The sequence below is a fragment of the Streptomyces sp. E-08 genome (assembly GCF_049913095.1).
Taxonomy (GTDB): domain Bacteria; phylum Actinomycetota; class Actinomycetes; order Streptomycetales; family Streptomycetaceae; genus Streptomyces.
Genome location: NZ_CP183971.1, coordinates 5,331,925 through 5,358,837, shown reverse-complemented (window position 1 = coordinate 5,358,837; position 26,913 = coordinate 5,331,925). Strand labels below are relative to the sequence as shown.

At 72.5% G+C, this 26,913-nt stretch carries 22 protein-coding genes and 2 pseudogenes; 19 read left to right on the top strand and 5 right to left on the bottom strand.

Annotated elements, in window-relative coordinates; all coding sequences use genetic code 11:
• Window positions 1-23: 23 nt before the first annotated feature.
• The 9 genes from ACN9MM_RS24870 (at window position 24) to ACN9MM_RS24830 (ending at window position 10,778) form a co-directional block, all read left to right on the top strand.
• Complete coding sequence (locus ACN9MM_RS24870; protein WP_426365820.1) at window positions 24-1,082, top strand: DUF3344 domain-containing protein; 1,059 nt, start codon at window positions 24-26, stop codon at window positions 1,080-1,082.
• Between the two features lies 1 nt (window position 1,083).
• A complete protein-coding gene (locus ACN9MM_RS24865) occupies window positions 1,084-2,220 on the top strand; it encodes a glycosyltransferase (RefSeq protein ID WP_426365819.1) in 1,137 nt (378 codons plus the stop codon).
• Window positions 2,217-3,668 carry an exopolysaccharide biosynthesis polyprenyl glycosylphosphotransferase gene (locus tag ACN9MM_RS24860; RefSeq protein ID WP_426365818.1) on the top strand — a complete coding sequence of 484 codons (1,452 nt, stop codon included), beginning with the start codon at window positions 2,217-2,219 and terminating at the stop codon, window positions 3,666-3,668. Before ACN9MM_RS24865 ends, ACN9MM_RS24860 begins: the two co-directional genes overlap by 4 nt.
• A gap of 2 nt (window positions 3,669-3,670) precedes the next feature.
• A complete protein-coding gene (locus ACN9MM_RS24855) occupies window positions 3,671-4,987 on the top strand; it encodes an O-antigen ligase family protein (RefSeq protein WP_426365817.1) in 1,317 nt (438 codons plus the stop codon).
• 478 nt (window positions 4,988-5,465) lie between these two features.
• Window positions 5,466-7,136: a lipid II flippase MurJ gene (locus ACN9MM_RS24850; protein WP_426368821.1), complete on the top strand. Its 1,671-nt coding sequence runs from the start codon at window positions 5,466-5,468 to the stop codon at window positions 7,134-7,136.
• Window positions 7,036-7,836, top strand: coding sequence for a polysaccharide deacetylase family protein (locus ACN9MM_RS24845; RefSeq protein WP_426365816.1), 801 nt, complete (start codon window positions 7,036-7,038; stop codon window positions 7,834-7,836). Before ACN9MM_RS24850 ends, ACN9MM_RS24845 begins: the two co-directional genes overlap by 101 nt.
• Window positions 7,833-8,966 (top strand): glycosyltransferase, encoded by a 1,134-nt coding sequence (locus ACN9MM_RS24840; RefSeq protein ID WP_426365814.1) that lies wholly within the window; start codon window positions 7,833-7,835, stop codon window positions 8,964-8,966. The genes ACN9MM_RS24845 and ACN9MM_RS24840 overlap by 4 nt, the downstream gene beginning before the upstream one ends.
• Before the next feature lie 13 nt (window positions 8,967-8,979).
• Complete coding sequence (locus tag ACN9MM_RS24835; protein WP_426365813.1) at window positions 8,980-9,657, top strand: lipopolysaccharide biosynthesis protein; 678 nt, start codon at window positions 8,980-8,982, stop codon at window positions 9,655-9,657.
• On the top strand, window positions 9,654-10,778 hold the full coding sequence (locus ACN9MM_RS24830; protein WP_426365812.1) for a GNAT family N-acetyltransferase: 1,125 nt from the start codon (window positions 9,654-9,656) through the stop codon (window positions 10,776-10,778). Before ACN9MM_RS24835 ends, ACN9MM_RS24830 begins: the two co-directional genes overlap by 4 nt.
• 558 nt (window positions 10,779-11,336) lie before the next feature.
• On the opposite strand, the pseudogene ACN9MM_RS24825 reads toward ACN9MM_RS24830, so the two are convergent.
• Window positions 11,337-12,485: pseudogene (locus tag ACN9MM_RS24825) on the bottom strand (glycoside hydrolase family 26 protein); the annotation flags it as partial.
• 157 nt (window positions 12,486-12,642) lie between these two features.
• Here ACN9MM_RS24825 and ACN9MM_RS24820 point away from each other — a divergent pair.
• A complete protein-coding gene (locus tag ACN9MM_RS24820) occupies window positions 12,643-13,953 on the top strand; it encodes an ATP-grasp domain-containing protein (protein WP_426365811.1) in 1,311 nt (436 codons plus the stop codon).
• 26 nt (window positions 13,954-13,979) lie between these two features.
• Entirely contained in the window at window positions 13,980-15,236 is a 1,257-nt protein-coding gene (locus ACN9MM_RS24815; RefSeq protein ID WP_426368820.1) for an FAD-dependent oxidoreductase, read from the top strand.
• Between the two features lie 67 nt (window positions 15,237-15,303).
• On the opposite strand, the gene ACN9MM_RS24810 is transcribed toward ACN9MM_RS24815, so the two are convergent.
• Together ACN9MM_RS24810 and ACN9MM_RS24805 are read right to left on the bottom strand one after the other, a co-directional pair.
• Complete coding sequence (locus ACN9MM_RS24810) at window positions 15,304-15,537, bottom strand: chaplin (protein ID WP_426365810.1); 234 nt, start codon at window positions 15,535-15,537, stop codon at window positions 15,304-15,306.
• A 176-nt stretch (window positions 15,538-15,713) separates the two neighbouring features.
• Window positions 15,714-16,124: a rodlin gene (locus ACN9MM_RS24805; protein WP_426365809.1), complete on the bottom strand. Its 411-nt coding sequence runs from the start codon at window positions 16,122-16,124 to the stop codon at window positions 15,714-15,716.
• Window positions 16,125-16,343: 219 nt separating this feature from the next.
• Between ACN9MM_RS24805 and ACN9MM_RS24800 the strand changes: the two genes are divergently transcribed.
• The 3 genes from ACN9MM_RS24800 (at window position 16,344) to ACN9MM_RS24790 (ending at window position 18,703) form a co-directional block, all read left to right on the top strand.
• A complete protein-coding gene (locus ACN9MM_RS24800) occupies window positions 16,344-16,754 on the top strand; it encodes a rodlin (protein WP_426365808.1) in 411 nt (136 codons plus the stop codon).
• A 406-nt stretch (window positions 16,755-17,160) separates the two neighbouring features.
• Complete coding sequence (locus tag ACN9MM_RS24795) at window positions 17,161-18,201, top strand: LCP family protein (RefSeq protein WP_426365807.1); 1,041 nt, start codon at window positions 17,161-17,163, stop codon at window positions 18,199-18,201.
• Window positions 18,202-18,295: 94 nt separating this feature from the next.
• On the top strand, window positions 18,296-18,703 hold the full coding sequence (locus tag ACN9MM_RS24790; RefSeq protein ID WP_426365805.1) for a rodlin: 408 nt from the start codon (window positions 18,296-18,298) through the stop codon (window positions 18,701-18,703).
• 79 nt (window positions 18,704-18,782) lie between these two features.
• On the opposite strand, the gene ACN9MM_RS24785 is transcribed toward ACN9MM_RS24790, so the two are convergent.
• Complete coding sequence (locus ACN9MM_RS24785) at window positions 18,783-20,801, bottom strand: thioredoxin domain-containing protein (RefSeq protein ID WP_426365804.1); 2,019 nt, start codon at window positions 20,799-20,801, stop codon at window positions 18,783-18,785.
• 186 nt (window positions 20,802-20,987) lie between these two features.
• On the opposite strand from ACN9MM_RS24785, the gene ACN9MM_RS24780 reads away from it, so the two are divergent.
• The 5 genes from ACN9MM_RS24780 (at window position 20,988) to ACN9MM_RS24760 (ending at window position 26,436) form a co-directional block, all read left to right on the top strand.
• A complete protein-coding gene (locus tag ACN9MM_RS24780) occupies window positions 20,988-21,554 on the top strand; it encodes a Uma2 family endonuclease (protein WP_426365803.1) in 567 nt (188 codons plus the stop codon).
• A 435-nt stretch (window positions 21,555-21,989) separates the two neighbouring features.
• Window positions 21,990-22,733 (top strand): NUDIX hydrolase, encoded by a 744-nt coding sequence (locus ACN9MM_RS24775; protein WP_426365802.1) that lies wholly within the window; start codon window positions 21,990-21,992, stop codon window positions 22,731-22,733.
• Complete coding sequence (locus tag ACN9MM_RS24770; RefSeq protein WP_426365800.1) at window positions 22,734-23,897, top strand: purine phosphorylase; 1,164 nt, start codon at window positions 22,734-22,736, stop codon at window positions 23,895-23,897.
• Complete coding sequence (locus tag ACN9MM_RS24765) at window positions 23,894-25,876, top strand: hypothetical protein (RefSeq protein ID WP_426365798.1); 1,983 nt, start codon at window positions 23,894-23,896, stop codon at window positions 25,874-25,876. Before ACN9MM_RS24770 ends, ACN9MM_RS24765 begins: the two co-directional genes overlap by 4 nt.
• A 26-nt stretch (window positions 25,877-25,902) precedes the next feature.
• Window positions 25,903-26,436, top strand: a complete 534-nt coding sequence (locus ACN9MM_RS24760) for a hypothetical protein (protein ID WP_426365797.1) — start codon at window positions 25,903-25,905, stop codon at window positions 26,434-26,436.
• Between the two features lie 223 nt (window positions 26,437-26,659).
• Here the strand turns inward: ACN9MM_RS24760 and ACN9MM_RS24755 are convergent.
• A pseudogene (locus tag ACN9MM_RS24755) lies at window positions 26,660-26,812 on the bottom strand (DUF255 domain-containing protein); the annotation flags it as partial.
• Window positions 26,813-26,913 lie beyond the last annotated feature (101 nt).

Below are 26,913 nucleotides of genomic sequence, written 5' to 3'. Positions count from 1 at the left end.
TCTCATCAAAGCGGAGAACCTGTATGCGGAATTCAGCGCTTCTTGCTGTGCGTCGCAGCGTGTTGTGTGCCTTGTCGTGCGCGGCCCTGTCCGCCGCGCTCCCGGGTGCCTCCGCAGCCGCGCCCTCGCCCCGCGAGGCGGCCCGCGTCCCCTTCGCCGCGCGCCACCTGGCCGTGCAGCACGGGGGGATCGTGCGCGCCGCCAACACCTCGGCGAAGGGCGCGAAGGGCACCGAGTCCGTCAACGACGGCGCCAGGATCGCCTACGTCGACGTGGACTCCGACCCCAACACGTACAACTCCAGCCGCGCCGCGCTCGCGGTGCCCGCGGGCGCCCGGGTCACCTGGGCCCGTCTCTACTGGGGCGGGAACCTGCGGGTGGGTGAGCAGAAGCCGCCGAAGGACAACGGGCGCGTCCTGATCGCCGAGCCCGGCGGACAGTACAAGGCTCTGCTCGCCGACTCCCTGATCGGCCACCGCACGGCCGACGGCGCCGACGCCTTCCAGGCCTCCGCCGATGTCACCGATCTGGTCCGCCGGTCGAGGCCCGGGCAGTGGACCGTCGCCCAGGTCAACGTGGCCATGGGCCGCTCCGCGGTGGGCGGATGGGGCGGCTGGACGCTGGTCGCCGCGTACGAGAAGGCCTCGGAACCGCTGCGCAGGATCAGCGTCTGGGACGGTTTCGAAACGGTCGGGCCGCGCGCCGGCGAGCTGCGCGTCCCGCTCGACGGAAACCGTTTCCCCAAGGGCGTCTCCGGGCGCCTCGGACTGATCGCCTATGACGGCGACCGGGGCACTTCCGGGGATTACCTGACGGTGGAAACGAGCCGTTCGAAGAGCACCCGTCTCTCCGATTCCGCCAATTCCGCGGACGACGTACTGAACTCCAGCATCACCGAATTCGGCACCGGTGGGACCGTACGGTCTCCCGATCGTACGAACACCCTCGGATACGACTCCGACGTTTTCGACCTGCGGGGGGCGCTGCGCTCGGGGGGCGACCGGGTCCGCGTCCGGGTCGGCAGCCGGAAGGACACCGTCTGGCTCGGCGCGGTGTTCCTCCAGGCCGACGTCCGGCGCTGACGTGCTGTCACCACTCGATACGGACCCGGGGTCCGTCGCCGTCCTGCACGCGGTCCAGCCCGGCGACGGCGGGGTCGCACGTGTCGTCGTCGACCTGGTCCGCGCCCAGCGCGCCGCCGGGCTCGGGGTCGCGGTCGCCTGCCCGCCCGGCACCGGGCTCTCCGCCGCCGTCCGCGCCGAGGGCGCCGAGACCCACGACTGGCGGGCCGGCCGCGACCCCGGCCCCGCCGTTCTCCGCGAGACACGCGAACTGGCCCGGCTGATCGGTACGGTCCGGCCCGGGCTCGTCCACGCGCACAGTGCCAAGGCCGGTCTGTGCGCCCGGCTCGCCGTGCGGGGACGCATCCCGACGGTGTACCAGCCGCACGCCTGGTCCTTCGAGGCCGTCGAGGGGCGGACCGCCGCGCTCGCCCGGCGCTGGGAGCGCTTCGGCGCCCGCTGGACGGACCGGATCCTCTGCGTGAGCGAGGCCGAGCGGCGTACCGGCGAGGAGGCCGGGGTCGCGGCGGCCTTCTCGGTCGTCCACAACGGCGTGGACACGGCCCGGTTCGCGACCGACGGTCCGCCCGGCAACCCGGCGCCCACCGTCGTCTGCGTGGGCCGGCTCTGCCGCCAGAAGGGGCAGGACGTCCTGCTCGCCGCCTGGCCGGCCGTCCTCGCCGAGGTGCCCACGGCCCGGCTCGTCCTGGTCGGCGACGGCCCCGACGCGGCGGCGCTGCGGTCCGCCGCCGGCCCTTCGGTGCGGTTCACCGGGGCCGTCGACGACACCGTGCCCTGGTACCGGGCCGCCGACGTGGTCGTCCTGCCGTCCCGCTGGGAGGGCATGGCGCTCGCGCCCCTGGAGGCCATGGCCGCCGGCCGTCCGGTCGTCGTCAGCGACGTGGACGGGGCGCGCGAGAGCCTGCCGCCCGCCCATGAACCCCTGTGCCTGGTCCCGTCCGAGGACCCGGCCGCGCTCGCCACCGCTCTGGGCCGCCTCCTCGGCAGGCCTGAGCTGCGGCACCGCCTGGGCCGCGAGGCCCACGAACACGTCCTCAGCAGATTCGATGTCCGGCGCACCGGCGCGGCCGTCGCGGACGTCTACCGCGAACTGGCCGGAGTGCGGGGGGCCGAGCACAGAGAGCCGATTGCGCAGTGACCACGGAAAGTACCAGCGTTCCCTCCTCGCCGGGCCCCTGGCCCACGGCGGGTCAGGCCTTCGGCCTCGCCTCCCTCGCGCCGCGCCGCGGCACGCCCGGCCGGCTCGTGCTGCCGCGCCACCGCCGCGTGCGGCCACGGTCCGGGGTGGCGTCGCTCGTGACGGCCGACGCCGTGGCCGTCCTCGCGGCCGCGTCGGTGCTGAGCACGGCGCACCAGGACCTCCGGTTCGTGCTGCCGGTCATGGCGGTCGTCCTCGTCCTCGACGGACACGCGGGCCTCTACCGGCCGCCCGTGCACACCCGGGCCCTCGACGAGCTGCCTGCGCTCGGCTCCCGCGCCGGTTTCGCCTGGTGCCTGGCGGCGGCCGCTGTCTCCGCGTACTCCCCCGCCCTGGCGATGGGGCCGCTGCGGCTCTGCGCCGCCTACGCCACGCACCTCGCCCTGGTCTGCCTGGTCCGCGCGCTGCTGCTCGCGCGCCGGCGCCGGGTCGCCCGGGAGCGTCCGCGCTCGGCGCTCGTCATCGGCGGGCCGGGCGCGGCGCGCCGGTTCGCCGCGGCGGCCGCGCAGCACCCCGAGTACGGGGTGCGGCCGGTCGGGATCGTGGGCGTGCCCGAGCAGGGCGGCGCGCCCCGGACGGCCGGGGAGGCCGGGCTCCCGGTGCTCACCACGACCGAGGAGATCCACCGGGCGGTCATCCAGAACACGGTGCGCGACGCGGTGTTCCTCGACGACGACCCGGGTCTGGTGACGCTCTTCCAGCAGTACGGCTGCGCCACCTGGCGGGTCGGCGGCCGGCACCAGGACGGGCCGATGGGCGCGCACATGTGGGGGTACGCCTGGCAGCCGGTCGTCCCGCTCCGCGACCGGCGCGGACGGGCCTCGAAGCGGGCCCTGGACATCGCGCTCGCGGCGCCCGCGCTCGCGGTCGCGCTGCCGGTGCTGCTGCTGTGCGCGCTGGCCGTACGGCTCTCGGACGGTCCCGGGGTGCTGTTCCGGCAGGAGCGGGTGGGCCAGCACGGCCGCCACTTCACGCTGCTCAAGTTCCGTACGCTGCGCCCCTCCGACGACACCGAGTCGGCGACCCGCTGGAACGTGGCGGGCGACCTGCGGATGAGCGCGGCCGGGAACTTCCTGCGGAAGACCTCGCTGGATGAGCTGCCGCAACTGTGGAACGTGCTGCGCGGCGACATGAGCCTGGTCGGGCCCCGGCCCGAACGTCCGTACTTCGTGGCCCAGTTCAGCAAGATCCACGCGGGGTACGCGGCCCGGCACCGGATGCCGGTGGGGCTCACGGGTCTCGCGCAGGTGCACGGGCTGCGCGGCGACACCTCGATCGAGGACCGCTGCCGCTTCGACAACCACTACATCGACCACTGGTCGCTCTGGCAGGACGTCTGCATCCTGCTGCGCACGGCGGCCGGACTCGTCCGACCCACGGGGAGCTGAGGATGGCCACGGCCGTGACGCTGACGGTGCCGGATCCCGGTGCCGGGGTACGGGACTGGTTCCGCCGGGCCGGGGCGCTGTCCCCGGTGCTGGCTGTGATCGCGCTGCTGCTCGTCCCGGGCGGCGGCGGCGCGCAGGGCGGCACCGGCGGCACGGGAACGGTCGCGGACGCGGCTTCAGGGCTCCTGGTCCTGATCTGTCTGGTGCGGGTGCTGCGCGGCGGGACCCGGCCGCTGACCCGGGGGGCGGCCGTCGTCCTCGGGCTGCCGGTGCTCGGGATCTGTCTGTCCGCGATCACCTCGCACGACCCGGCGGCGAGCCTGCCGGGCGTCGCCCGTTACGTGCAGGTCTTCGTCCTCGTGCCGGCGGCCGTGCTCCTGACGATCCGCGACCGGCGGGACTTCGCCGTGGTCGCCTGGGGCCTGATCGCCTTCGCGCTGCTCCAGGGCGCGGTGGGCGTCGCCCAGTACCTGACCGGGACGGGCGCCTCGTACCAGGGCGAGGACATCCGGGCCGTCGGCACCTTCGGGGCGACCGACGTGATGGGCATGGCGACGGTCGTGGCGTTCGGGCTCGTCGTCGCCACGGGGCTCGCGCTGGGCAGCGGCCCCGGCCGCGTCCGCACGGCCGCCATGGTCTGCGCGGGGCTGCTCTTCGTACCGCTGGTGCTGTCGTTCAGCCGGGGCGCGTGGATCGCGACCGTGGTCGCCTGCGCGATCCAGCTGCTCTTCGCCGGGGTGCGGCGGGCGGCGCGGGTGGCACTCGCGGCGGGCGCGCTCGGGGTGGTCCTCGTCGGGGGCCTCGGGATCGGTTCGGAGATGGTGAAGGAGCGGGTCACCAGCATCACGCAGGTGGCGGCGGCCCCGGACCAGTCGGTGACGGACCGGTACACGATGTGGGCGGCCGCCGGGCGGATGTGGCGCGCGGAGCCGGTCACGGGTGTCGGGCTCAAGGGCTTCCCCCAGTACCGCGACTCGAACGCCTCGCTCGCGCTCTCCTCGGGCAGCGACACGGCCGGCGCGGGCGCCGCGTTCGCGCGTCAGCCGCTGCTGTCGCCGCACAACATGTACCTGCTCGTACTGAGCGAGCAGGGCCTGGTGGGGCTCCTGGCCCTGGCGGGCAGCTGGGTGGCGCTGCTGGTCGGCGCGCTGCGGCGGCAGCGGTTCGGCGCGGACTGCGCGCTGGTCGCGACGGGCCTGCTGGCCTGGCAGCTCATCGACTTCTTCTACGCGGACATCGGCGGGCCCTCCACGGTCCTGATGTCCGTCGTGTTCGGTCTGGCGGCCTGGTGGTCGCTGGCGGAGGTGAGGCGTGCGTGACCCGTGGGCCGGGGAACCGGAGCCCACGGACGCGGCCTGGGCCGACGGGCCGCGCCCGTCGCCCCGGCCGCCCTGCGGCGCGCCGCTGACCGACCCCTGGCCGGCCTCGCCTCCGGGCCCCACGGACTCCCCGTGGGCCCCGGGGGCGGTCGTGCTGCCGGGGACGGGTCCGTCCGGGACGGGCGCTGGGCCTGGGCCGGGGCCGGGCGCGGGACCGGCCGCCGCGGTGGCGGGCGCCCGCGCGGCCCGCGCCGTACGGACCGCGACGGCCCCCGGGCCGGGCGCGGGACCCGGGCCGGGCGCGGGACCCGCCCCTTCCTCCGTCGCCGTCTCCGCGCGGGCCGGCGGGGCCGGGCCCGTCGGTGTCGGGGGGCCTCCGGACGCCCGGCTCGTCGCCGGGGCCCGGTGGGTCCCGCGCCGCCCCGCCGGGGCTCCGGCCGCACCCGCCCCGTCCTCCGGGCGCCGGGCGCACGCCCGGGTGCGCGGCGGCGGTGCGCCGGGGGGCGGCGGGTTCCTGGCGAGGGCCGCGGCCGTGACCGCCGGGCTCACCGCGGCCGGGGCGGTCCTCGGGCTCGTGCGGGACCAGATCTTGGCCGGGTACTTCGGCGCGGGGGCCGGGACCGACGCGTTCCTGGTGGCGTGGACGGTGCCCGAGTTCGCCTCGACGCTGCTCATCGAGGACGCGATGGCGCTGATCATGGTGCCCGCCTTCTCCCGCGCCCTGGCCCGCCGTCCGTCCGTCCTCTCCGGTGACCCGGTGCGCGCCCTGGTGCGCGGGACGCTCCCCCGGATCGTCCTCGCCCTCGGGGTCGCCGCCGTCGTCCTGATCGTCGCCGCGCCGCTGCTCGTCGGAGCGCTCGCGCCGGGGCTTCCCGACCCGGCGCTCGCCGTCGACTGCACGCGGCTGACCGGCACCTGTGTGCTGACGTTCGCGCTGGTGGGCTACTGCTCGGCGGCGCTGCGCGCGCACGGCCGGTTCCTGCCACCGGCCGCGATCTACGTGGCGTACAACGTGGGGATCATCGGCACGATCCTGGTGCTGCGCGAGCCCTGGGGGGTGCGGTCCGCCGCCGCCGGGGTGGCCGTCGGCGGGGTCCTCATGGTCCTCGTCCAGGCCCCCACGCTGCTGCGGGAACTGCGCGCCCCCCGGCGGCAGGAGCCGGCGGCGCCCGCGCCCGCCTCCACCGGCGAGGGACGCATCCTGGCCCTCGGGCTCATCGCGCCCGTCGTCGCGTTCTCGCTGTGCCGCCAGTCCCAGACCCTGATCGAGCGGTTCCTCGCCTCTCCGCTGCCCGCCGGCGCCATCTCGCATCTGAACTACGCGCAGAAGGTCGCGCAGATGCCGATGATCCTCTCCCTGATGCTGTGCACGGTCAGCTTCCCGGTGGTCGCCCGCGCGCTCGCCGCGGGCGACCCCGAGGCGGCCCGCCGCCGGGTCGAGCGGGACCTGCTGCTCGCCGCCGTCGTCGTCCTGGTCGGCTCCTCGACGGTGATCGCCGCCGCCCCTCGTATCGTCGAACTGCTCTTCGAGCGCGGTGAGTTCACGAGCGCCGACACCACCGCCACCGCCGCCGTCATGCGGGTGTACGCACTGGGCCTGCTCGGCCAGACGATGGTCGGCGCCCTGGTCCGCTGCTACTTCTCCGCCGCCCGCCCGCTCTGGTACCCGGCCGCCGCCATGGCCACAGGCCTCGCCACGACCGCCGCCGCCGGAGTCCCCGGCGCCCACTACTGGGGCGCGGTCGGCATCGCCGCCGCCAACGCCCTCGGCATCACCCTCAGCGCCGTCCTGCTGCTGCGCGGCGCTCACCGCCAGGCCGTCCCCGTCCGGGTCGACCACCTCGGCGAGGGACTGCTCCGGCTCGCCACGGCCGCCGCCTGGGCGACCGGCGCCGGCTGGCTGTGCCAGCTGGCGATCGGCTCCGCCGCCCTCGCCGTCGCCGTCGCCGCCCTGGTCGTCGTCGGCGTCTTCGTGCTCTTCATCGCCTGCGCCGCCAAGGCGCCCGAGATCCCGCCCCTGCCCCGCTCCGCCTTCCGGAGGACCCCCCATGCCCGCCGCCACCGCGCTGCGCCGTCTGCTGCCGCAGCCGCCCCTGTGGAAGCCGCCCCTGTGGGTGGCGATGTACCACTCGATCACGGACACCGCTGACGATCCGTACCGGGTGACCGTCTCCCCCGTGCGCTTCGCCCGGCAGCTGCACTGGCTCGGTGACCGGGGGCTGCGCGGGGTCTCGGTGCGGGAGCTGCTCGACGCCACCGCCGCGGGGCGCGCCAAGGGGCTCGTGGGCCTGACGTTCGACGACGGGTACGCGGACTTCCTCGACTCGGCGCTGCCGCTGCTGCGCCGGCACGGCTTCACGGCGACGGTGTACGTCCTGCCGGGCCGCCTCGGCGGCGAGAACGGCTGGGACGCGGCCGGGCCGCGCAAGCCGCTGCTCGACGAGGACGGCATCCGGCGGATCGCCGGGGCCGGCATGGAGATCGGCTCGCACGGCCTCCGGCACGTACCGCTCACCGAGGCCGACGACGCGGAGCTCGCCGCCGAGACCCGGCACAGCCGTGAACTCCTGGAGGAGATGACCGGCCGCCCGGTGGACGGCTTCTGCTACCCGTACGGGCAGGTCGACCCGCGCGCCATCCGCGCCGTCCGCAGGGCGGGCTACCGCTACGCCTGCGCGATCGACCCGGGCGGGCACACCGGCACGTACGCCCTGCCCCGGGTCCACATCGGCGAGAACGACACCCCCGCGCGGCTCGCCGCCAAGCGCGTCCTGCACCCGCTGCGCCGCCGCCGGCCTGCAGACCTGTTCTCCGTCCCGTACGGCGCGGCCCCGGTCGGTGCGCCGTGAAGGTCCTGCACGTCATCACCGGACTCGGCATCGGCGGCGCCGAACAGCAGCTGCGGCTCCTGCTGCGCCACCTGCCGGTGGGCGGCGGAGTCGTCACGCTCACCAACCCCGGCGCGGTCGCCGCGGGCATCGTGGCCGACGGCACGCCCGTCACCCACCTCGGCATGACCGGGAACCGGGACCTCGGGGCGCTGCCCCGGCTCGCCCGGATCGTCCGCCAGGGCCGCTACGACCTCGTCCACACGCACCTCTACCGGGCGTGCGTGTACGGCAGGACGGCGGCCCGGCTCGCCGGGGTCCGCCGGGTCATCGCCACCGAGCACTCCCTCGGAGAGACCCAGATCGAGGGCCGGCCGCTGTCCGCGGGCACCCGCGCCCTCTACCTGGCGTCGGAGCGCCTCGGCACGTCCACGGTCGCCGTCTCGCCCAGCGTCGCCCGCCGGCTCGCGGACTGGGGCGTGCCCCCGGACCGCATCCGGGTGGTGCCGAACGGCATCGAGACCGGCCGGTTCGCCTTCGACGCGCGCGCCCGGCGCCTCACCCGGGGCGTCCTCGGCATCCCGGAGGACGCGTACGTCGTCGGCGGCGTCGGGCGGCTCACGCCCGGGAAGCGGTTCGACCGGCTGGTCCGGGCGGTGGCCTCGGTACCGGAGGCCCGGCTGCTCCTCGTCGGCGAGGGCGAGCACCGCGAGGAGCTGCTGCGGGTCGCCCGGGACTGCGGGGCCGCGGGCCGGATCCTGCTCTTCGGGGCCTGCGAGGACCCGCCTGCCGGCGCCCCGCACGGGCCCACGATGCCCGAACTCCTCTCCGCCATGGACGTCTTCGTGTCCACCTCCCCCGACGAGACCTTCGGGCTCGCGGTCGTCGAGGCGCTCGCCGCGGGCCTTCCCGTGCTGTACGTGGCCTGCCCCGCGATCGACGACCTGCCACCGGACGCGGCACCGGGCGCGCGCCGGATCGGCGAGTCCGTGCCCGAGCTGATCTCCGCGCTGCGCGGCATCGGGGACGCCCGGCTCGTCCGGCTCCCGCCGCCGGCGGCCGCCCGCCGCTACGACATCGCGCACAGCGCACGGCAGTTGATGTCCCTCTACGACCAGGCCGTCCACGGCACCCCCTCCCCCGCGAAGTGAGAGAGCCCGTCCCATGAACACCACCCCATCCCGCGCCCTCCTCCCCGCCGGTCTGCGCTCCCCGGGCCGCTGGGCGGTCCTCCCCGCGGCCGTCCTCGCCGGCGCGGTCCTCGGCGGCGGCTACGGCGCCCTGAAGGCCCCGGAGTACGCGGCGACCAGCTACGTCATCGTCGTACCGGCCGAGAAGTCCGACCCTGCGGCGGCGCTCGGCTTCGCCCAGGCGTACGGGCGGGTCGCCACGGACATCGCGGTGACCGGCGACGCCCAGGTGTGGGCGGGGGTCACCGCCGACACCCTGCGCAGGAGCGTGCAGGCCGCGACCTCCCCGGACGCCCCGATGATCTCGATCACCGCCCGGTCGGCGAAGCCCGCCCAGGCGGTTTCGATGGCCGACGGGGTGGCCCGCTCCCTCGTCCTGAACAGCACGCACGTCGCTGGCAGCACCGGGGTGAAGGTCGTCCAGTTCTCCCGCGCCACCAAGCCCGTCGCCCCCGTCTCCCCCTCCGCGCCGCTCTCCGCGCTGGTCGGCGGCTGCGCGGGCGGCCTCCTCGGCGGCCTGGTCCTCCTGGTCCGCCCGAAGCGCCCCGCCACGCGCGACGGCGCCCGGCACTCCCGGCAGACGGCCGTCCCCGCCGGGTCCGCCGCGGTGCCCGCCCCGGCGGTCGCCGCGCACCAGCCGGAGGCGGTGTGAGCCCGAGAGCCCTGCGGACCGAGGTCTGCCGTGACGAGGAGCAGTTCGGGCGGCTTTCGGCCGAGTGGACGGCGCTGTACGGGCGCTGCTCCTCCGCCACCCCCTTCCAGTCCCACTCCTGGCTGCACTCCTGGTGGCTCTCGTACGGCCGTCCGGGTGCGCTGCGGGTGGTGCTCGTACGACGGGAGGACGGCGAGCTGGTCGCCGCCGCGCCCCTGATGCGGTCCGGCGGGCCGCTGCCCGTCCTCACCCAGCTCGGCGGCAGCATCACCGACTTCACGGACGTCCTGCTCGACGACGGCTGCCCGGAGGCCGCACCCGCCCTGGCCGGGGCCCTCGCGCGGGCCGCCCGGGGCGCGGTCGTCGACCTGCGGGAGGTCCGGCCCGGGGCGGCCGTCGAGCGGGTCTTCGTGCACTGGCGCGGCCCGCGCCGCCGGCTGCCCGACTCGCTCTGCCTGGAGCTGCCGGCCGTCCCCATGGAGGGGCTCCTCGAACGGATCCCGTCCGGGAAGGCCCAGCGGGTCCGCGCCAAGCTGCGGAAGCTGGACGCGCTCGGCATCGACGCGCACGTGGTGTCGGGCGAGGAGGTCCCGGCGGCCCTCGACCGGCTCCTGAGCCTGCATCAGCTCCAGTGGCAGGGGCGGGGCGTGACCGCCGAGCACACCAGCGAGCGGTTCGCCCAGCACCTCACCCGGGCCGTACGGCCGATGGTCGAGCGGGGCGACGCGATGGTCACCGAGTTCCGGCTCGCCGGGGACGTGGTCGCCGCCGACCTGACCCTGATGTCCCCTCGCCTCGCGGGCGGCTACCTGTACGGCGCCGACCCGGCGCTGCGCGCCCGCAAGGTCGACGTGGCAACGATGCTGCTGCGGCACGGGGCCCGCGAGACCAGCGCGGGCGGGCGCGCGACGCTGAGCATGCTGCGGGGCAGCGAGTCGTACAAGCAGCACTGGCGGCCCGAACCGGTCCGCAACCGCCGTCTGCTCCTCACGGGCCGCGGTACGGCCCCGCTCCTCTGGCTGCGCGCGGGCGCGGCCGACGCCCGGCGCTGGGTGGCCCGGCAGGCGCGGGAACGGGCCTGGGTGGGGCGGGCGCTGGGGCGCGGCGGCGGTGCCGGGTGAGCTCCGCCGCCGCCGTGAGGGACGTCAGAAGGGCCAGACCTCCTTCAGGGTGTCCTTCCAGTCGAGGTCGACCTCGTCCTTCCAGTTGTCCTTCGGGACGCAGACGGGCCCGCCGATCCAGCTCTCCACCCACGAACCGAGCTCGACGGTCCAGCAGTCGGGCTTCGGCTCGGGCTTCGGTTCCGGCTGCGGCTCGGGCTTCGGCTCGGGCTTCGGTTCCGGCTTCGGCTCGGGCTTCGGCTCGGGCTTCGGTTCCGGCTTCGGCTCGGGCTTCGGTTCCGGCTTCGGTTCCGGCTTCGGCTCCGGCTTCGGCTCCGGCTTCGGCTCCGGCTTCGGCTCCGGCTTCGGTTCCGGCTTCGGCTCCGGCTTCGGTTCCGGCTTCGGCTCGGGCTTCGGTTCCGGCTTCGGCTCGGGCTTCGGCTCGGGCTTCGGCTCCGGCTTCGGTTCCGGCTTCGGCTCCGGCTTCGGCTTCGGCTCCGGCTTCGGTTCCGGCTTCGGCTCCGGCTTGGGCTCCGGCTTCGGTTCCGGCTTGGGCACAGGGATCGTCGGGTCTGTGGGATCGACCGGATCCGTCGGGTCGGTCGGGTCCACCGGGTCGGTCGGATCCGTCGGGCCCGTCGGGTCCACCGGATCCGTGGGATCCGTGGGATCCGTGGGATCGACCGGGTCCGTCGGGTTCGTCGGCTCCGTCGGGAGTTCCGGTTCCGTGCCGTACAGCATCTGCCGGAACACCAGCGACGACTGCGGATTGTCGTCGCACTGCCAGACACCGTGCGGGCAGTAGTCGGTGATGGTGTGGTACAGCGGTTTGTGCTGCTTCATCCACTCCAGCATGCGCCGCATGTATTCCGGGTTGTCGCCGTTCCGGAAGAGCCCCCATTCGGGATAGGAGATCTGCTTTCCGTGCTCGGCGGCGAAGTCGACCTGCTTCTGGAGCCCGTACGGCTCGGTGACGTGCTGGTCGAAACTGCTCCCCGGCGGCTGGTCGTACGAATCCATGCCGATGATGTCGACGACGTCGTCGCCCGGGTAGCACTCGGTCCACGGAATCGCGTCGCGGCCGCGGCTCGGGTTGAAGTCGAAGCGGAACTTCTGGCCGGGTACGGAACGCATCGCGGTGACGATCCGGTTCCAGTACTTCTTCCACGCGGTGGGGTCGGGGGCGCACCGGTGGGTGTAGGTGGTGCCGTTCATCTCCCAGCCGAGGACGATGACGGTGTCCTTGGCGTCCAGCTCGACGAGCCGCTGGGCGAGGGTCGTGAAGTGGTGGTCGTAGTACCCGGCGGCGCCGAGCTGGAGCTGGCGGCGGACCTCACGGTCGGGGACGCCGGCCTCGTTGCGCTCCAGCATGGGCACGTTGAGGACGAGGAGCCGGTCGGTGCGTGCGTTGCGCCAGTCGGCCCAGGCGTCGAGGAAGCCGGGGGGTCCCTCGATGTTCTTCCAGCGGTCGCCCGGCAGGTAGGTGTGGCCGACGCGGAGTTCGTGGCCGCCGAGCCACCGTTCGAGCTGCCCGATGCGGGCGACCCCGAGAGCGCCCGAGTCGAGGAAGGCTCCCATGGCGGTGGCGAGAGACGGTCCGGGGTCTTTCGTCGTTACGGATTCGGCGGCGTGCGCGGGGGACGAGAGCACGACTGAGCCCGAGGCGAGGAGACCGGCGGTGAACACCCCCAACCATGTTCTCGGAGTTCTCCGGTGTGCAGCTGCCATGGCCGCTCCTTCGCGTCGTACGCCTTTTGATGGTCCGTCAATCCGATACTCCGAAAGTATTCCTAATGAGCCGACCGTGAACTCGGCTTCCCTCTGATCAGTAGTCCATTAGAGGATTTCATCGCCCAGTTGGGGCACCCGAGATGAAGGGCATGCCGTGCTGAGCCATCAGCGTTTCGACACCAGCGTCCCCGCCGTCCTTGTGCGGCTCGACCGGAATCCCTTCCATCACGGCACGCTCGGCGCCGCGCGCTCGCTGGGAAGGGCCGGAATTCCGGTCCACGCCGTCATCGAATCGAGCACCAGTCCGGTCACCCGTTCCCGCTACGTCCGTTCGGCCCGGGTCCGCCCCGGGACGGACTCCTCCGCCGAGCTCTCCGCCCTGTTGACCCGCGTCGCGGACGAGATCACCGACGACCCGTCACATCCCGTGCTCGCCGTGCCGCTGGACGACGTCAGCGCCTTCGCGCTGGCCCGCCGCCGCTCCGGTCTCGTCCCGCGCTTCCTGCTGCCCGTGCAGACCGAGGAGCAGTTGCTGCGGGTCGCGGACAAGGCGGCGCTCGCCGAGACCTGTGCGGACCTGGGCCTCCCCCACCCCCGTACCGAGCTCCCCGAGGGCGCCGACGAGGCCGCCGCCATGGCGTGGTCGCTCGGGCTCCCGGTGGTCGCCAAGTGGAGCCGTCCCTGGCTGCTCCCGGCCGGCGGCGGGCTGCGGAGCACCGCGATCGTGCGCTCCCTGGCCGAGGTGCGGGAGCTGTACGCGCGCACCCCGGAGGCCGGCAGCCGGCTGCTGCTCCAGGAGATGCTCCCGGCGGGCCGGGACCTCGACTGGTTCTTCCACGGGTACGTGGACGCGGCGGGCGGCTGCGCGACGGGGGCGACCGGGCGCAAGGAGCGCTCCTGGCCGGACGGGGCCGGGCTCACCGCCTCGGGCCGCTGGACGGTGAACCCGACCGTCGAGCGGACGGCCCGCGACCTGCTCGACGCGCTGGGCTACCGGGGCGTGTGCGACCTGGACTTCCGGCTGAACAGGGCGACCGGCGCGTACCACCTGCTCGACTTCAACCCGCGGCCCGGCGCGCAGTTCCGGCTCTTCACCGACCCGGACGGCCTGGACGTGGTCCGGGCGCTGCACCTGGACCTCACCGGCCGCCCCGTACCGCCGCGCTCCCCCGTGTACGGCCGCCGGTTCGTGGTCGAGAACTACGCGGCGCTCTCGCTGCTCGCCTCCCCGCGCCGCCGGTACGCGCCCGAGCCGGGCGGCACCCGGGGGCGGACCGAGTGCGCCTGGTTCGCGGCCGACGATCCGGCGCCCGCGCTCGCCATGGGCCGCGCCTGGCTCGCGCACCTGCTCCGCAAGGCCCTCGGCGCGCTGCGCCGGGCGCTCGGGGCCCACCGCCCGGACCTGGCCGTCACCCCCGCGGCACCCCCGGCCCGCACCTCCACCGGCCAGCTCACCCGACGATGAACGCGGAAGGCACGATGTCGAAGTCGATGTACGACCTGGTGGTCGTCGGGGCCGGACCCTACGGCCTGTCCGTGGCCGCCCACGCCGCGGCCCACGGCCTGGACCTCCGGACCTTCGGGCGCCCGATGGAGTCCTGGCACGCCATGCCGTCCGGCATGTTCCTGAAGTCGGAACCCTGGGCCTCGCACCTCTCCGACCCGGAGGGGAGGTACGGCCTCGACGCCTACGCGGCGACCCGGGGCGTCCGCGCCGAGCACGGTGTCCCCCTGCCGGTGGAGTTCTTCGCCGCGTACGGGGACTGGTTCGCCCGCCAGGCCGTGCCCGCGGTCGACGAGCGGCTCGTCGGTTCGGTCGCGCCCGCCGCCGGGGGCTTCGAGCTGCGTACCGAGGACGGCGAGACGCTGCGCGCCCGGACGGTGGCGCTGGCCGTCGGCGTCCTGCCCTTCCTGGAGATCCCGGGACCCCTGCGGGGTCTGCCCCGCGGGTTCGTGACCCACTCCAGCCACCACGGCGAGCTCGACGCCCTCGCGGGCCGGGACGTCACGGTCGTGGGGGCCGGCCAGGCGGCCCTGGAGACCGCCGCGCTCCTCACCGAGCGGGGCGCCGCCGCCGTACGGATCATCGCCCGGGCCGGCCGGCTGGACTGGAACACCCTGCCGCCGGCCCTCGACCGCGGTCTCCGGGCCTCGCTGCGCGCCCCGCACACGGGCCTCGGCTGCGGCTGGCAGAACAGGCTGTACGCCGACACCCCCGGGATCTTCCGGCGGCTGCCGGCCGCCGCCCGCGAGCGGATCTTCGACCGGGCGCTCGGCCCGGCGGGCGCCTGGTGGCTCCGCGAGCGGTTCGCGGCGGTCGGCGACGTCCGTCTGGGGCGGCGGATCACCTCTGCGGCCGTCACCGGGGACGAGCGGCTCCGGCTCGACGTGGCGGGGCCGGACGGGACGACGGTCCTGGAGACGGACCACGTGATCGCGGCCACCGGCTTCACCCCGAACCTGGACCGGGCCGGGGTGCTCTCGCCCGTGCTGCGCGGGGCGCTGCGCAGGGTCGGTGCGGGCGGCGCCCCCGAGGTCGGCGGTCTCTTCGAGTCCTCCTGGCCGGGCCTCTTCCTCTCCGGTCTGCTCACGGCCCCTTCGTACGGGCCGTCCATGCGGTTCGTCTTCGGTGCCGAGTACACGGCGGGGCGGCTGGTGAAGGGGGTGCGGCAGCGGCTGCGCGCGGGCGCCGGGCGCGGGCTGCCGGGCCGTCCGCGTACGGCCGGGAAGGCGCGGGTCGCGGCATGACGGAGGGCCGGTCCCGGGGAGCGGACGCTCTCCGGGACCGGCCCTCCGCGCCTGCGGGCGCCGGGACTCAGGCGTTGATGCAGGTGTTGAAGGCGGCCGGGTTCAGGGCGCCGATGATGTTCACGCTGTTGCCGCAGACGTTGATCGGGACGTGGATCGGGACCTGCACGACGTTCCCGGAGAGGACGCCCGGCGAACCGACGGCGAGACCGTGGGCGTCCGCGTCCGCGAAGGCGGGCGACGCCACACCCATGGCCAGGACGATGCCGGCGACGACGGCCGCAGCCTTCTTACAGTTCATTTCGTCTGGATCCTTTCCTCGGCGGAATGCGTTTCCGCTGCACACAACACAACGAACATCCCGCACAAAGGAAACCGGAATAACACCGGCACCTTCTCTTTCACCCCAATGCCCGCACGGAACAGGGCCGGAGGGAACGCGTTCGTTCCCTCCGGCCCTGTCGTGCCCGGAACGGATCAGCCGTTGTAGGCGCCGTTCCCGGAGAGCACCGGGATGTCCTCGACGAGGTGCGACAGCGGCTCGTCACCCTTGGCCTGGGTGGAGTTCTCCGCGCACTGCTGGTTCTGCGGGGACGACAGGACGTTGACGTCCTGGACCGCGATCGGGACGGCACCGAGGATGGAACCGAGGTTCGCCTTGACCGGAGCGCCGAGGCAGAGCTTGTTCAGGGAGCCCTGGACGGCCGAGAACTGGGGGCTCGAGTCGCCGTGGGTCTTGGAGTTGCCGAACGACTGGTGCGCGCCGTTGCCCGAGAGCGAGGTCGTGCCGCCGTCGTCGGAGATGGCGAGCGCCGGGGAGACCGCCGCAGCGGAGACGCCCACGACGGAGGCCGTGACAGCCGCAGCCGCCATAATCTTCTTGATCACGGTGATTCCGTTCCTGTTCCCACCAATCGACCTGACTGATGCGTCGGGATCAACTGCGGCCACGGGGTTTGGTTCCGGCGCTTCACTCGTTCGACTGGGCTCCCGATTCGCGCTGCCGCGCGCGCTCCGCCAAGGGGGTGACACAGCGGAACCCCGGGATCCGAAAGCCTGTTGATCAGGGCGCTCCCTGCACGGAGCCGGTTCTAGAAGGGAACTCCCGTGATCAAGAAGGTTATGGCCACCGCGGCCGCGGCCGCGGCCATCGTCGGCGCCTCCGCCGCCGTGGCCACTCCGGCGCTCGCCATCGCCAACGACGGCGGCACCACGTCGCTCTCGGGCAACGGCGCGCACCAGGAGTTCGGCAACTCCGCCACCTACGGCAACATGAGCCCGCAGTTCGCGCTCGTCCAGGGCTCCCTGAACAAGCCCTGCATCGGCCTGCCGGCCAAGCTCAACGCCGGTTCGATCGCCGGCGCCGTCCCGATCGCCGTCCAGGACATCAACGTCCTGTCGTCCCCGCAGAACCAGCAGTGCACCGAGAACTCCACCCAGGCCAAGGGTGACGAGGCGCTGTCGCACATCCTGGACGACATCCCGGTCCTGTCGGGCAACGGCGTCGGCAACAACTGACGTTCCGCCTGAGCACGACGACGTTCACACGTCAGGGGCCGCCCTCCGGGGCGGCCCCTCTCGTCTTCCCCGCGTCCCTCGCTACCAGGTGGGCCAGATCGGTGTCGCCATCAGGCGCTCCCACTCGCGGTCGGGCATCCCCGGCACCGTCCGCCCCGCCTGCGCCCACTGGGCGACCAGTGCGGAATAGAGGGGGAACGGGGTACTGTCGGGCGGGGGCGGGTCACTCACATATCGGCTCTTCGGAATGAAGGCCATCCGTTCCCATTTTCCGGGATCCGGCGCCATTTTCGCTCCTTCCGCTGCGATTCCCGCATCATTCCACAGGCGCCGCAGGAGAGTGATTCGTCCTGTTCATGTCGCGTCGTGTATCTGTGTGCGAGCGATTCGAAAATACGGTGCGGGCATGGAATTCCCACGCCTACGGCCCGCCCGGCGTCCGCTGTTCGCGGCGGCGGCTCTCGCCGCCCTCGCCGCCCTCGCTCCCGGCGCCCTCGCCGCCGCCCCGACCGGTCTTCCCGCCCCCGAGAGGGGGCTGAACCTGCTGGTCGTCGGCGTCGACAGCCGCAAGGGGGTCACCGAGGCGGAGAAGGAACGTTTCCACCTCGGCGGGAAGGAGTGCGACTGCACGGACGTGATGATGCTCGTGCACGTCTCCGCGGCACGAGACCGGGTCGAGGTCGTGAGCCTGCCCCGCGACTCCCTCACGTCCTTCCCGGAGGGGCACGTGGACCGGCGTACCGGAAAGAAGCACCCCGCTCACCAGGCGAAGATCAACGGCGCCTGGGCGGAGGGCGGCTCCGCCTTCGCGGTGAAGACCGTCGAGTCGATGACCGGCCTGCCCGTCCACCGCTACCTGGAGATCGACTTCCGGCGCTTCATGGACACCGTGGACCGCGTCGACGGCGGAGTCCCCGTCTGTACGGAGGAGCCGCTCAAGGACCCGTCCACGGGCATCGACCTGCGGCCCGGCACCAAGCGGGTCACGGGCGGCGAGGCACTCCAGTACGTGCGCTCCCGGAAGGCCGACGGGCAGATGGACTTCGGCCGCATCCGCAAGCAGCAGCAGTTCGTGGTCAACACCCTGGTCCGGCTCCACGACGGGATCCTCGGCGACCCGGAGCGGCTGAAGGCCTTCGCGGCCGGTCTGCGCGGGACGGCGGCGGCCGAGCGGGGGATCTCCACGCCGGAGCTGCTGACGCTCGCCGCGCGCCTGAGGGACCTGCCGCCGGAGCGCATGGAGTTCGCGACCGTGCCCGTACGGGGCTTCCACCCGGAGATCGAGGGCGTCGGGTCCACGCTCGTCTGGGACGAGGAGGGCGCCGCCGAGGTCTTCGGACGCCTCGCCGAGGACCGTCCGCTGCCCGCGCGCGAGGCCGTCGCGCCGAGCGGGATCCCGGCGGCCGCGTACCGGCCCGCCCAAGGGGCCTCGCTCATCTGCCCGTAGTCCGTCCGGTGGACTTGCCGGAACCTCCGGGCCTCCGGCCAGTTGATCAGCACGGCTCGGCACTCAGCGGGCCAGTATCCGAAAGGCCTGAACAATGAAGAAGCTCTTGGCGGCGGCTGCTGTGGCCGCGTCCGTTCTCGGCGCGACGGCGGCGGGTGCCGGTCAGGCGCTCGCGATCGCCGACGACGGTGGCACCACCTCGCTGTCCGGCAACGGCGCGCACCAGGAGTTCGGCAACTCCTCGACCCACGGCGACATGAGCCCGCAGTTCGCGCTCGTCCAGGGCTCCCTGAACAAGCCCTGCATCGGCCTGCCGGCCAAGGTCAACGCCGGTTCGGTCCTCGGTGCGGTCCCGATCGCGGTCCAGGACGTCAACGTCCTGTCCTCCCCGCAGAACCAGCAGTGCACCGAGAACTCCACCCAGGCCAAGGGTGACGAGCCGCTGTCGCACATCCTCAGCGACATTCCGGTGCTCTCGGGCAACGGCGCCGGCAACAGCTGAGCGACGGCACCCCACCACGGCGCGGCCCCGCCGCCCCTCCGAGGAGGGGTGGCGGGGCCGTCCCCGTCCGGGGCCGCGCTCAGAGCCTCCGGCGCAGCTCGGCCGGGTCGGTGACGGGGGCGTCGCAGGTGAAGTGACGGCACACGTACGCGGCGGGCGCCCCGGCCACCAGGGGCCGGTCCTTCAGGAGCGGGAACTCGTCGCCGCCGGGGGCTCCGGCGGCCACGACCGCACCGGGGGTGGTCGCCGCCAGGGCCGTACGCCGCAGCTCGCGGAACGCCGGGTCGGCGGGGTCGCCGACGACGGCGATCTCACGGGGCCCGTCGAGGAGGGCCTCGGCGACGGCCAGGCCCCAGCCGATGAAGCGGGGCGCGCGCGGGCCGAGGGCCTTGACCACGCCGAGGGCGCCCTCGGCGGCGGCGCGGTGGGCCTCGGAGCCGGTGTGCGCCGCGTACGAGAGGAGCGCTCCGGCGGCGGCGGTCCAGCCGGACGGGGTGGCGTTGTCGGTGGGGTCCTGGGGGCGCCGGATGAGGGTCTCGGCGTCGTGCGCCGTGTCGTACAGGGCGCCGCCCTCGGCGGTGAAGCGGTCGAGGACGAGGTCCAGGAGGAAGCCGGCGAACTCCAGCCAGGCACCCTCGCCGGTGACGGCGGCGAGGGCGAGGAACCCCTCCGCGACGTCGGCGTAGTCCTCCAGCACGCCCGCGTTGGTGCCGGCCCGGCCGTCCTTGGACGTCCGGGTCAGCCGGGCCGACTCGTCCATGTGCACGCGGACGAGGAGGTCGGCGGCCTCGGTCGCGCGCTCGACCAGGTCGGGGCGGTCGAAGAGAGCGCCGGTCTCGGCGAGGGCGGCGATCGCGAGGCCGTTCCAGGCGGCGACGACCTTGTCGTCCCGCCCGGGCCGCTCGCGCTCCTCGCGGGCGGCGAGGAGCCGGGCCGCGATCGAGGCGATCCGGCCGGCGTCGGCCGGGCCCGCCTCCTGCGGCAGCTGGAGCACGGAGCTGCCGTGCTCGAAGGTGCCGTCCTCGGTGACGCCGTAGTGGGCGGCGGCGAGGGCGGCGTCCTCCGCGCCGAGGACCTCGGTGAGCTGCTCGGGGGTCCACACGTAGTAGGCGCCCTCGACGTGCCGGCCGGTGCCGTCGTCGGAGTCGGCGTCGAGCGCGGAGGCGAAGCCGCCCTCGGGCGTGCGGAGTTCACGGACCAGGAAGTCGGCGGTCTCCAGGGCGACCCTGCGTGCCAGGTCGCTGCCGGTGGCCCTCCACAGGTGGGCGTACACCCGGCACAGCAGGGCGTTGTCGTAGAGCATCTTCTCGAAGTGCGGGACGACCCAGGCGCGGTCGACGGCGTAGCGGGCGAAGCCGCCGCCGAGCTGGTCGTAGATGCCGCCGCGGGCCATCGCCTCGCAGGTGTCGGCGGCCATCTGCAGGGCGCCCTCGGAACCCGTACGGGCGTGGTGGCGGAGCAGGAACTCCAGGGCCATCGACGGCGGGAACTTGGGGGCGCCGCCGAAGCCGCCGCGGGTCGCGTCGTACTCGCGGGTGAGGGCGAGGAGGGCCTGCGCGAGCTCCTCCTCGCCGGGGACGCCGTCGCCGCCGTAGGCGAGGGAGCGGCCCGCGAGGTCCTTCACGATGCGGTCCGCGACCTCGGCGACCTCCTCGCGGCGGCCGGCCCAGGCGTCCTTGACGCCCTCCAGGACCTCCGGGAAGGACGGCATGCCGTGGCGGGGCTCGGGCGGGAAGTACGTGCCGAAGTAGAAGGGGGCGGCGTCCGGGGTGAGGAAGACGGTCATCGGCCAGCCGCCCTGACCGGTCGCCGCCTGCACGGCCTCCATGTACACGGCGTCGACGTCCGGGCGCTCCTCGCGGTCCACCTTGACGGCCACGAAGTTGTCGTTGACCAGGGCGGCGGTGGAGTCGTCCTCGAAGGACTCGTGCGCCATGACGTGACACCAGTGACACGCGGAGTATCCGACCGATAGCAGAACGGGTACATCACGCCGTTTCGCTTCCTCGAATGCCTCGGGTCCCCACGGCCACCAGTCGACCGGATTGTCGGCGTGCTGAAGTAGATAAGGCGAGGTCGTACCAGCCAACCGGTTCATACGCCCCAGCCTCTCACAGGGCCTCCCGCTACCGACGAAACCCTCACGTGCCCACCTCGCTTGGCCGGATGACACTTGTGCGCCATCACGTGGCGGGCGGCTCATGCCTGCTTCGAGCCGAGCGGTCCGACCCCTCAGAACAGTAGGCTGGGCGCAGCATCGCCGGACCCGCCGAGGAGGTACGCCATGACCGCCGAGATGGTGGCGCCCGCGTGGATGCATTCACAGATCAGCGCGGAGCAGTACGACTCCTGGTCCGAGGAGCAGTGCGCCGGAATCGAGATCGTGGACGGGATGGTCGTCGTGAGCCCGAGCGCCTCGAAGCGGCACAACCGGCTGGCTCGGGTCCTGGCCAATGCCCTGGACGCCGCCGCAGGCCCGGACTGGAACGCGGACACGGACTTCGACGTCCGCCTACAGGACGTCTCGCTCACCAACCGCCGTCCGGACGTCATCGTCTACAGGGCGGAGACTATCGACCTCACGCCCACCCGCCCGGAGCACGTCCTCTTGGTCGTCGAGGTCGTGTCGCCCGGCTCGGAGACCACGGACCGGATCGTGAAGGTCGACCAGTACGCCAAGGCCGGCATCCCCTTCTACTGGCGGGTCGAGCAGGCCGCCACCGGCGTCCCGATCGTCTACACCTACGTTCTCGATCCCGCCACCAGGGCTTATAGGGACGGCGAGGTGTTCACTGGCGCAGTGAAGGCCACCGCACCTTTCTCCATCACGGTCGATCTCGGGGTCTTGTAAGGACGGAGAAGTCTCGCTTTCGGCATCTAACCGATAGCGCTCGGTCGATCGCTGTTCGGCCGATCGGAACACTTCCCTGCTCCGGGCCGGATGCACCACTCTGCGGATGCCATGCCAGCGCGCAGGCGATCATCAAGGCCGCATTGACGGAAGATCACACCAAGCGGGGCAGATACCTACGAAAATGCCCCCCAGGTCTCGGCATCCGGTTGCGGTTCATCGACGCGAACGACCAACGGCTGACCCGGTTCGTCATCGCTTCCACTAGCGCGCCAGTCGCCGGCTGGAACCGTGGCACTGCAGACAGGCGCTAGCTGACATCTCCGACCACCAGCTGACCATACGTGCATGCCACGACCATGAGATCGAGCGGTGTACCGACCCCAGCGCCGCACTTCTTGTGCAAGTGACAGTAACTGAAGTACCTTGCAGGGCATGCAAGATGACGCATGGTCACCACCTCCTGTTCTACTGACGGTCGATCTCGTGATCCTGACGCTGCGGGAGAGTCGTCTGCACGTTCTCCTGGTGGAGCGAGGCGAAGATCCCTTCCGGGGCATGCTCGCGCTGCCTGGAGGATTCCTGAGCCACGATGGCGAGGAGATCCTGGACGCCGCCCACCGCGAACTGAGTGAGGAAACGGCCCTGACCTCCGGCTGGGTGCACCTTGAGCAGCTGGCCGTGTACGGAAGATCGGGCCGCGACCCGCGGGGCCGAGTCGTCTCTGTCGCCCACCTGGCGATCGCACCGGGGCTGCCCGACCCTGTCGCGGGGACGGATGCCACCGCTGCCGCGTGGGTTCCCGCAGAAGCCGTGCTCTCCGGCGAGGCACCCCTCGCCTTCGACCACGATCGAATCGCCGCGGACGGGATCGAACGCGCGCGCACCAAGATCGAATTCTCGGCACTGGCCACCGCGTTCTGCGGGGAGCGTTTCACCATCGCAGAGCTGCAGCAGGTGTACGAGGCCGTCTGGGGCACCACACTCGACACCCGCAATTTCTACCGGAAGGTCCAAGCCGCGAAGGGGTTCATCGTTCCCGTCGGCACGGACCGCAGAGCCACAGGGGGACGGCCCGCACGGCTGTACCGGGCCGGTCCGAACACCGTGCTGTTCCCGCCGCTGATCCGACCCGCGCCATCTACGACGGAAGAGAACACGAGAGGGGAAGAGGAGTAGATGCCGAAGAGCCCAGTGGTGATTCTCACCGCTCTCAACCTCGAATATCAGTCCGTGCGCCAGAGGCTGGCGGATCTTCAGGTGCATCGCCATGAGCGCGGTACCCGGTTCGAGGTGGGAACCGTACGGGGCACATCGTGCCGCGTCGCACTCGGCCTGACGAACAAAGGGAACCATTCCGCCGCCGTGATCGCCGAACGTGCGATCCAGGAGTTCTCGCCGGTAGCCGTGCTGTTCGTCGGGGTCGCCGGCGCCCTGTGGGACGCCACCAGGCTGGGTGACGTGGTGATGGCCTCACACGTGTACGCCTATCACGGCGGGACCAGCGAAGACGACGGGCTCAAAGCCCGTCCCCGGGTATGGGAAGCGCCGCACGGCATCAGCCAGCTCGCCTCGCACCTGGCCCGTGTGAACGACTGGGCGGACCCCACACCCGGTCACGAGGACGGACCGCAGGTGCGTTTCGGGGCGATCGCCGCCGGCGAGATCGTCCAGAACTCGAGGATCTCGGCTGAGGCGAAGTGGATCCGACAACACTACAACGACGCGCTCGCCATCGAGATGGAGGCGGCCGGTGTGGCCCAGGCCGGCCATCTCAGCGGAGCGCCGGTGGCCATCGTCCGGGGGATCAGCGACCGGGCGGACGGCACGAAGAACAGTTCGGAGGACCGCAACTGGCAGCCGCGGGCCGCGGCGAACGCGGCGGCGTTCGCCATCCGGTTGGCAGTGGAACTGGTGGGCGAGCAGGAGGAGACCCCGGTGCCCCAGGACGACAGGGCCCGTTCGGCCCACCGGTTCGACCGGCCCGTCAGTAACACCGTCCACAACAGCACCGTCGGCATCATGGCGGGCACCGTCACGGGCAGCAGTGTCCACATGAGCACGGTCTCAAGGACGCCCAGCCCGACTGACCTGATCACGGAACTGAACGGTTTCCGCGATCAGCTTGGGTGGCACCGCGCCGAGGGTGTTCTCGACGAGGACACCCACCGCGAGGCACTGACCGATCTGGACTCCGCCCTCCGGTCGGCCCGGGAGCACACCCCTGAATCGTCGAAGCGGACGGTCATGACGCTCAAGAGGCTGCGCGGGCTGGTCGCAGACTGCCCCGCGCTGGTGGCCGCGTTAACTTCGCTGGTTGCGGCGGCCGGTGATCTGGCATGAACCACGACGACAGTGCCCCGTACAGCTCGGCAGCGTACAACTCGACCATCGGGATCCAAGCCGGGGTCGTACACGACTCCAACGTCTACTTCGTCCACCCAGACGCCTCGCCGCAGGAGAAGTACCGGGTCGGCGTACAGCTCCTGGAAGACGGCGTTCCCAGCCGGGCCCGCGAAATGATCACCGACGCGATCGCCCACCGGTACGACGGCACGGAGGTGCGTTTCCACTGGGTGCTCGCCATGCTCAGCGCACGCACCCACCACGACCTGACCGCCGAAGAGGTCGGGCAGCTGCGTTACGCCTACGGGCTCGTGCGGGACTTCGCCGAGGACAAGTGGAAGGAGGCCCTGCGCGTCACTTTCGACCTGTTGGCGGTACTCAGCACCGCCGGCAGCGAGACCGGTCCCGTGCTGAAGCAACTGCAGGACCTACCGCTCCGCCAGCACGACGCGATCCTCCGCCACCTTGATGTCATGCTCACCGGAGGGTTGAAGGACGACCTGTGGGCGGAGACCCTCGGACGGGCCAGGGCGGAGCGCTTCGACAACGACCGGGTCCTGCGGGCATGGGCCTACTTTGCACCCGACCCCATCGGGGCGCGGGCCGTTCAGCCCCGCCCGAGCACCGCTGCCGCCGCCAAGGCGGCCCTCCCGGTCCGGGCGGTCCTGTTCGTCATCAGCAGTGCGCTCCTCTGGGGCCTGGCACTGATCGCGGATCCGGCTCAGGCGACCGTCGAGTTACCGGTGGCACTCGGCGCAGGCCTGACCGCGGCCCGCTTCGGCATCCGGTGGTGGGGCCGGGAGCCCAAGCCGAGCTTCACGGCCGAGGCCCACGTCCCGCATCCCCGCGACCCCGCCTTCGCCGAGGACGGGTTCACCAAGCGCGTCCGTCATTCGTTCGATCACTATTTCAGCGTTCGCAGGCCCCAGGGGTTCACCTCGGATGCTTGGCTCGCCCACACGGTTCAGATCCGCAGCAGCCTAGCCGCCGAGATCGCGGACCTCTACCGGGAGAAACGAACCGGTGTGGAGCAGGTCGACTGGCTGATCCGGTACCTAGCCGAGGACGCCCGAGATCGCCACAACAGCGGCACCCTGTTCGATCGGCGCCGCCAGGACCGGACTTCGGTCAGGACGAAGGTCCTGGCCGTAGCGGCCCTCGCTGTTCTCGGCGTTGCGGCTCTGGCCGCATTTGGCACGGCGGTCACCGGTGCCGCCCAACCGCGGCCTCTGTGGGCATTCCTGGCCGTGCTCGGTGCGGCCTGGTCCGGGCACGCGACCGCATCACGATGGCTGGAGGTCCGGCGTGAAGAACGCCGACTGGACCGGGAGAATCAGGAGTACCTCGAACAGCTGACCGCACGACAGATCGCCTACCAGCGTTGGAAGTCGTTCCTGGACGAGAAGCGCCCCAGTGAACTGGAAATGGAGACCTGGCTCACCTGCGACAAGACTTCGTTCGTCGATGAGGCACTCCGGCACCACCGGCTCACCTGGCGCGACCTGATCACCCACACCATCCTGATGACCCCGAGTCCCTCCAGCAAGCGTGGCCGAGTCCGACGCGGCCCATGGAGGTACTCACGCTACGTGTTCCGCCTCTTCCTGTTCACCCAGGACGGTATCCGCGAGATCAGCTCCGAGTTCGACTTCTTCGACGGAACGCGCAAGAACGAGCAGCGGATCAGTTACCGGTTTGACGCTCTCACCTCCGTGCAAGTGACGGAGAACGCCGACGTCGGTTACGACCTGGAACTCGTCCTCGCCAACGGACCGGCCAGGAAGATCCGCGTCAAGGACGCCGACGCCCACCAACTGGCGCCGACCGAGAATTCCCAGGAAATCTCCGGGATCAACCTCAGCGCGGCCGGCTCCACCCACACCTTCCGGCTTCTGGAAGGGATAGCGGCGGACGGGAAGAGCTGGATCGAACGGCACGGCCCCGACAGTCTGGCTCCCTTCCAGATCGCCGGCTGATCCCGAACTCGAGCATAGGGGTGCCTGTGACCTCCACGGATGACGTCACCGAGAGCAAGATCCTGCTGGCCGAGTACGGCTGCCTCAAGGAGGAGCAGAAGACCCGCATTGGGTTTCGCGACAACCTGCTGTACTTCACCCTTGCGGCAGCCACTGCGGTCGTGGCGATCACCGCGCAAAGCGGACAGTCCCAGCTGCTGCTCTCCGTCCCCGCGATCTGTCTGATCCTGGGCTGGACCTACCTGGTCAACGACGAGAAGATCTCGGCGATCGGCTATTACGTCCGCGACCGGCTGGGCCCGCGCCTGGAGGAACTCACCTCCGCTCACGGCGCAGTGTTCGACTGGGAGAGCTACCACCGCAGCGTTGCGGGCCGCACCGTGCGCAAGCGGCTTCAGACCGCGGTGGACCTGTTCACGTACCTGGTCCTGCCCTTGGTCTGCACGACCGCGTTCTGGTGCTCTGCAGTCGTTCAGCCCGTGCTCATGCTCGCTTCTCTCGGGCAGACGCTCGCCCTGGCCGTACTGGGCTGGCAGTTCCTGCGTCGTACGGAGCGGTAGCACCAGGCCCCCGCCGGGCACGCGGACGACACCTCCCGGCCGCAGGGTGAGGGAAGCGCACACCGCTATCGAACGCTCCCTGAGCAGTGGGCTGACCAGGACTCTGGCTAAACGTCGACGTACTTGTCGGGTACCCACTCGATTGAATCGGCCTGTTGATCTCCAAACCGGGCGGCCGTGCTCAGGTTCCGGACTACCGCCTTGTGCGAGTTCACTGTCACCCGTGGCAGGAGCTGTACCCGACGCTGAGCAGGACGGGGACGTCGCGGCGCCGGGCCTCCTCGAAGGCCTCGGCCGACCACGGCCACCAGTCGACCGGGTTGTCGGCGTGCTGCAGGAGGTAAGGGGAGGTCTCATGGGCCAGTCGGTTCGGCATGTCCCCATCCTGCCGCAGCGGTCTCCTCCTTTCTCCGCTCCCTCGCGCCGACGCGCACGAGGCAGGACACTGGGCCGGATTCGTCGGGCACGCGCGGAGGG

Excerpts from the sequence above, each read along its gene's own strand:
- ACN9MM_RS24785 (WP_426365804.1), bottom strand. The coding sequence starts at position 20,801 with ATGAACCGGTTGGCTGGTACGACCTCGCCTTATCTACTTCAGCACGCC.
- ACN9MM_RS24815 (WP_426368820.1), top strand. The coding sequence starts at position 13,980 with ATGTACGACCTGGTGGTCGTCGGGGCCGGACCCTACGGCCTGTCCGTG.
- ACN9MM_RS24870 (WP_426365820.1), top strand. The coding sequence starts at position 24 with ATGCGGAATTCAGCGCTTCTTGCTGTGCGTCGCAGCGTGTTGTGTGCC.
- ACN9MM_RS24780 (WP_426365803.1), top strand. The coding sequence starts at position 20,988 with ATGACCGCCGAGATGGTGGCGCCCGCGTGGATGCATTCACAGATCAGC.
- ACN9MM_RS24770 (WP_426365800.1), top strand. The coding sequence starts at position 22,734 with ATGCCGAAGAGCCCAGTGGTGATTCTCACCGCTCTCAACCTCGAATAT.
- ACN9MM_RS24765 (WP_426365798.1), top strand. The coding sequence starts at position 23,894 with ATGAACCACGACGACAGTGCCCCGTACAGCTCGGCAGCGTACAACTCG.
- ACN9MM_RS24845 (WP_426365816.1), top strand. The coding sequence starts at position 7,036 with ATGCCCGCCGCCACCGCGCTGCGCCGTCTGCTGCCGCAGCCGCCCCTG.
- ACN9MM_RS24790 (WP_426365805.1), top strand. The coding sequence starts at position 18,296 with ATGAAGAAGCTCTTGGCGGCGGCTGCTGTGGCCGCGTCCGTTCTCGGC.
- ACN9MM_RS24775 (WP_426365802.1), top strand. The coding sequence starts at position 21,990 with ATGCAAGATGACGCATGGTCACCACCTCCTGTTCTACTGACGGTCGAT.
- ACN9MM_RS24795 (WP_426365807.1), top strand. The coding sequence starts at position 17,161 with ATGGAATTCCCACGCCTACGGCCCGCCCGGCGTCCGCTGTTCGCGGCG.
- ACN9MM_RS24810 (WP_426365810.1), bottom strand. The coding sequence starts at position 15,537 with ATGAACTGTAAGAAGGCTGCGGCCGTCGTCGCCGGCATCGTCCTGGCC.
- ACN9MM_RS24835 (WP_426365813.1), top strand. The coding sequence starts at position 8,980 with ATGAACACCACCCCATCCCGCGCCCTCCTCCCCGCCGGTCTGCGCTCC.
- ACN9MM_RS24855 (WP_426365817.1), top strand. The coding sequence starts at position 3,671 with ATGGCCACGGCCGTGACGCTGACGGTGCCGGATCCCGGTGCCGGGGTA.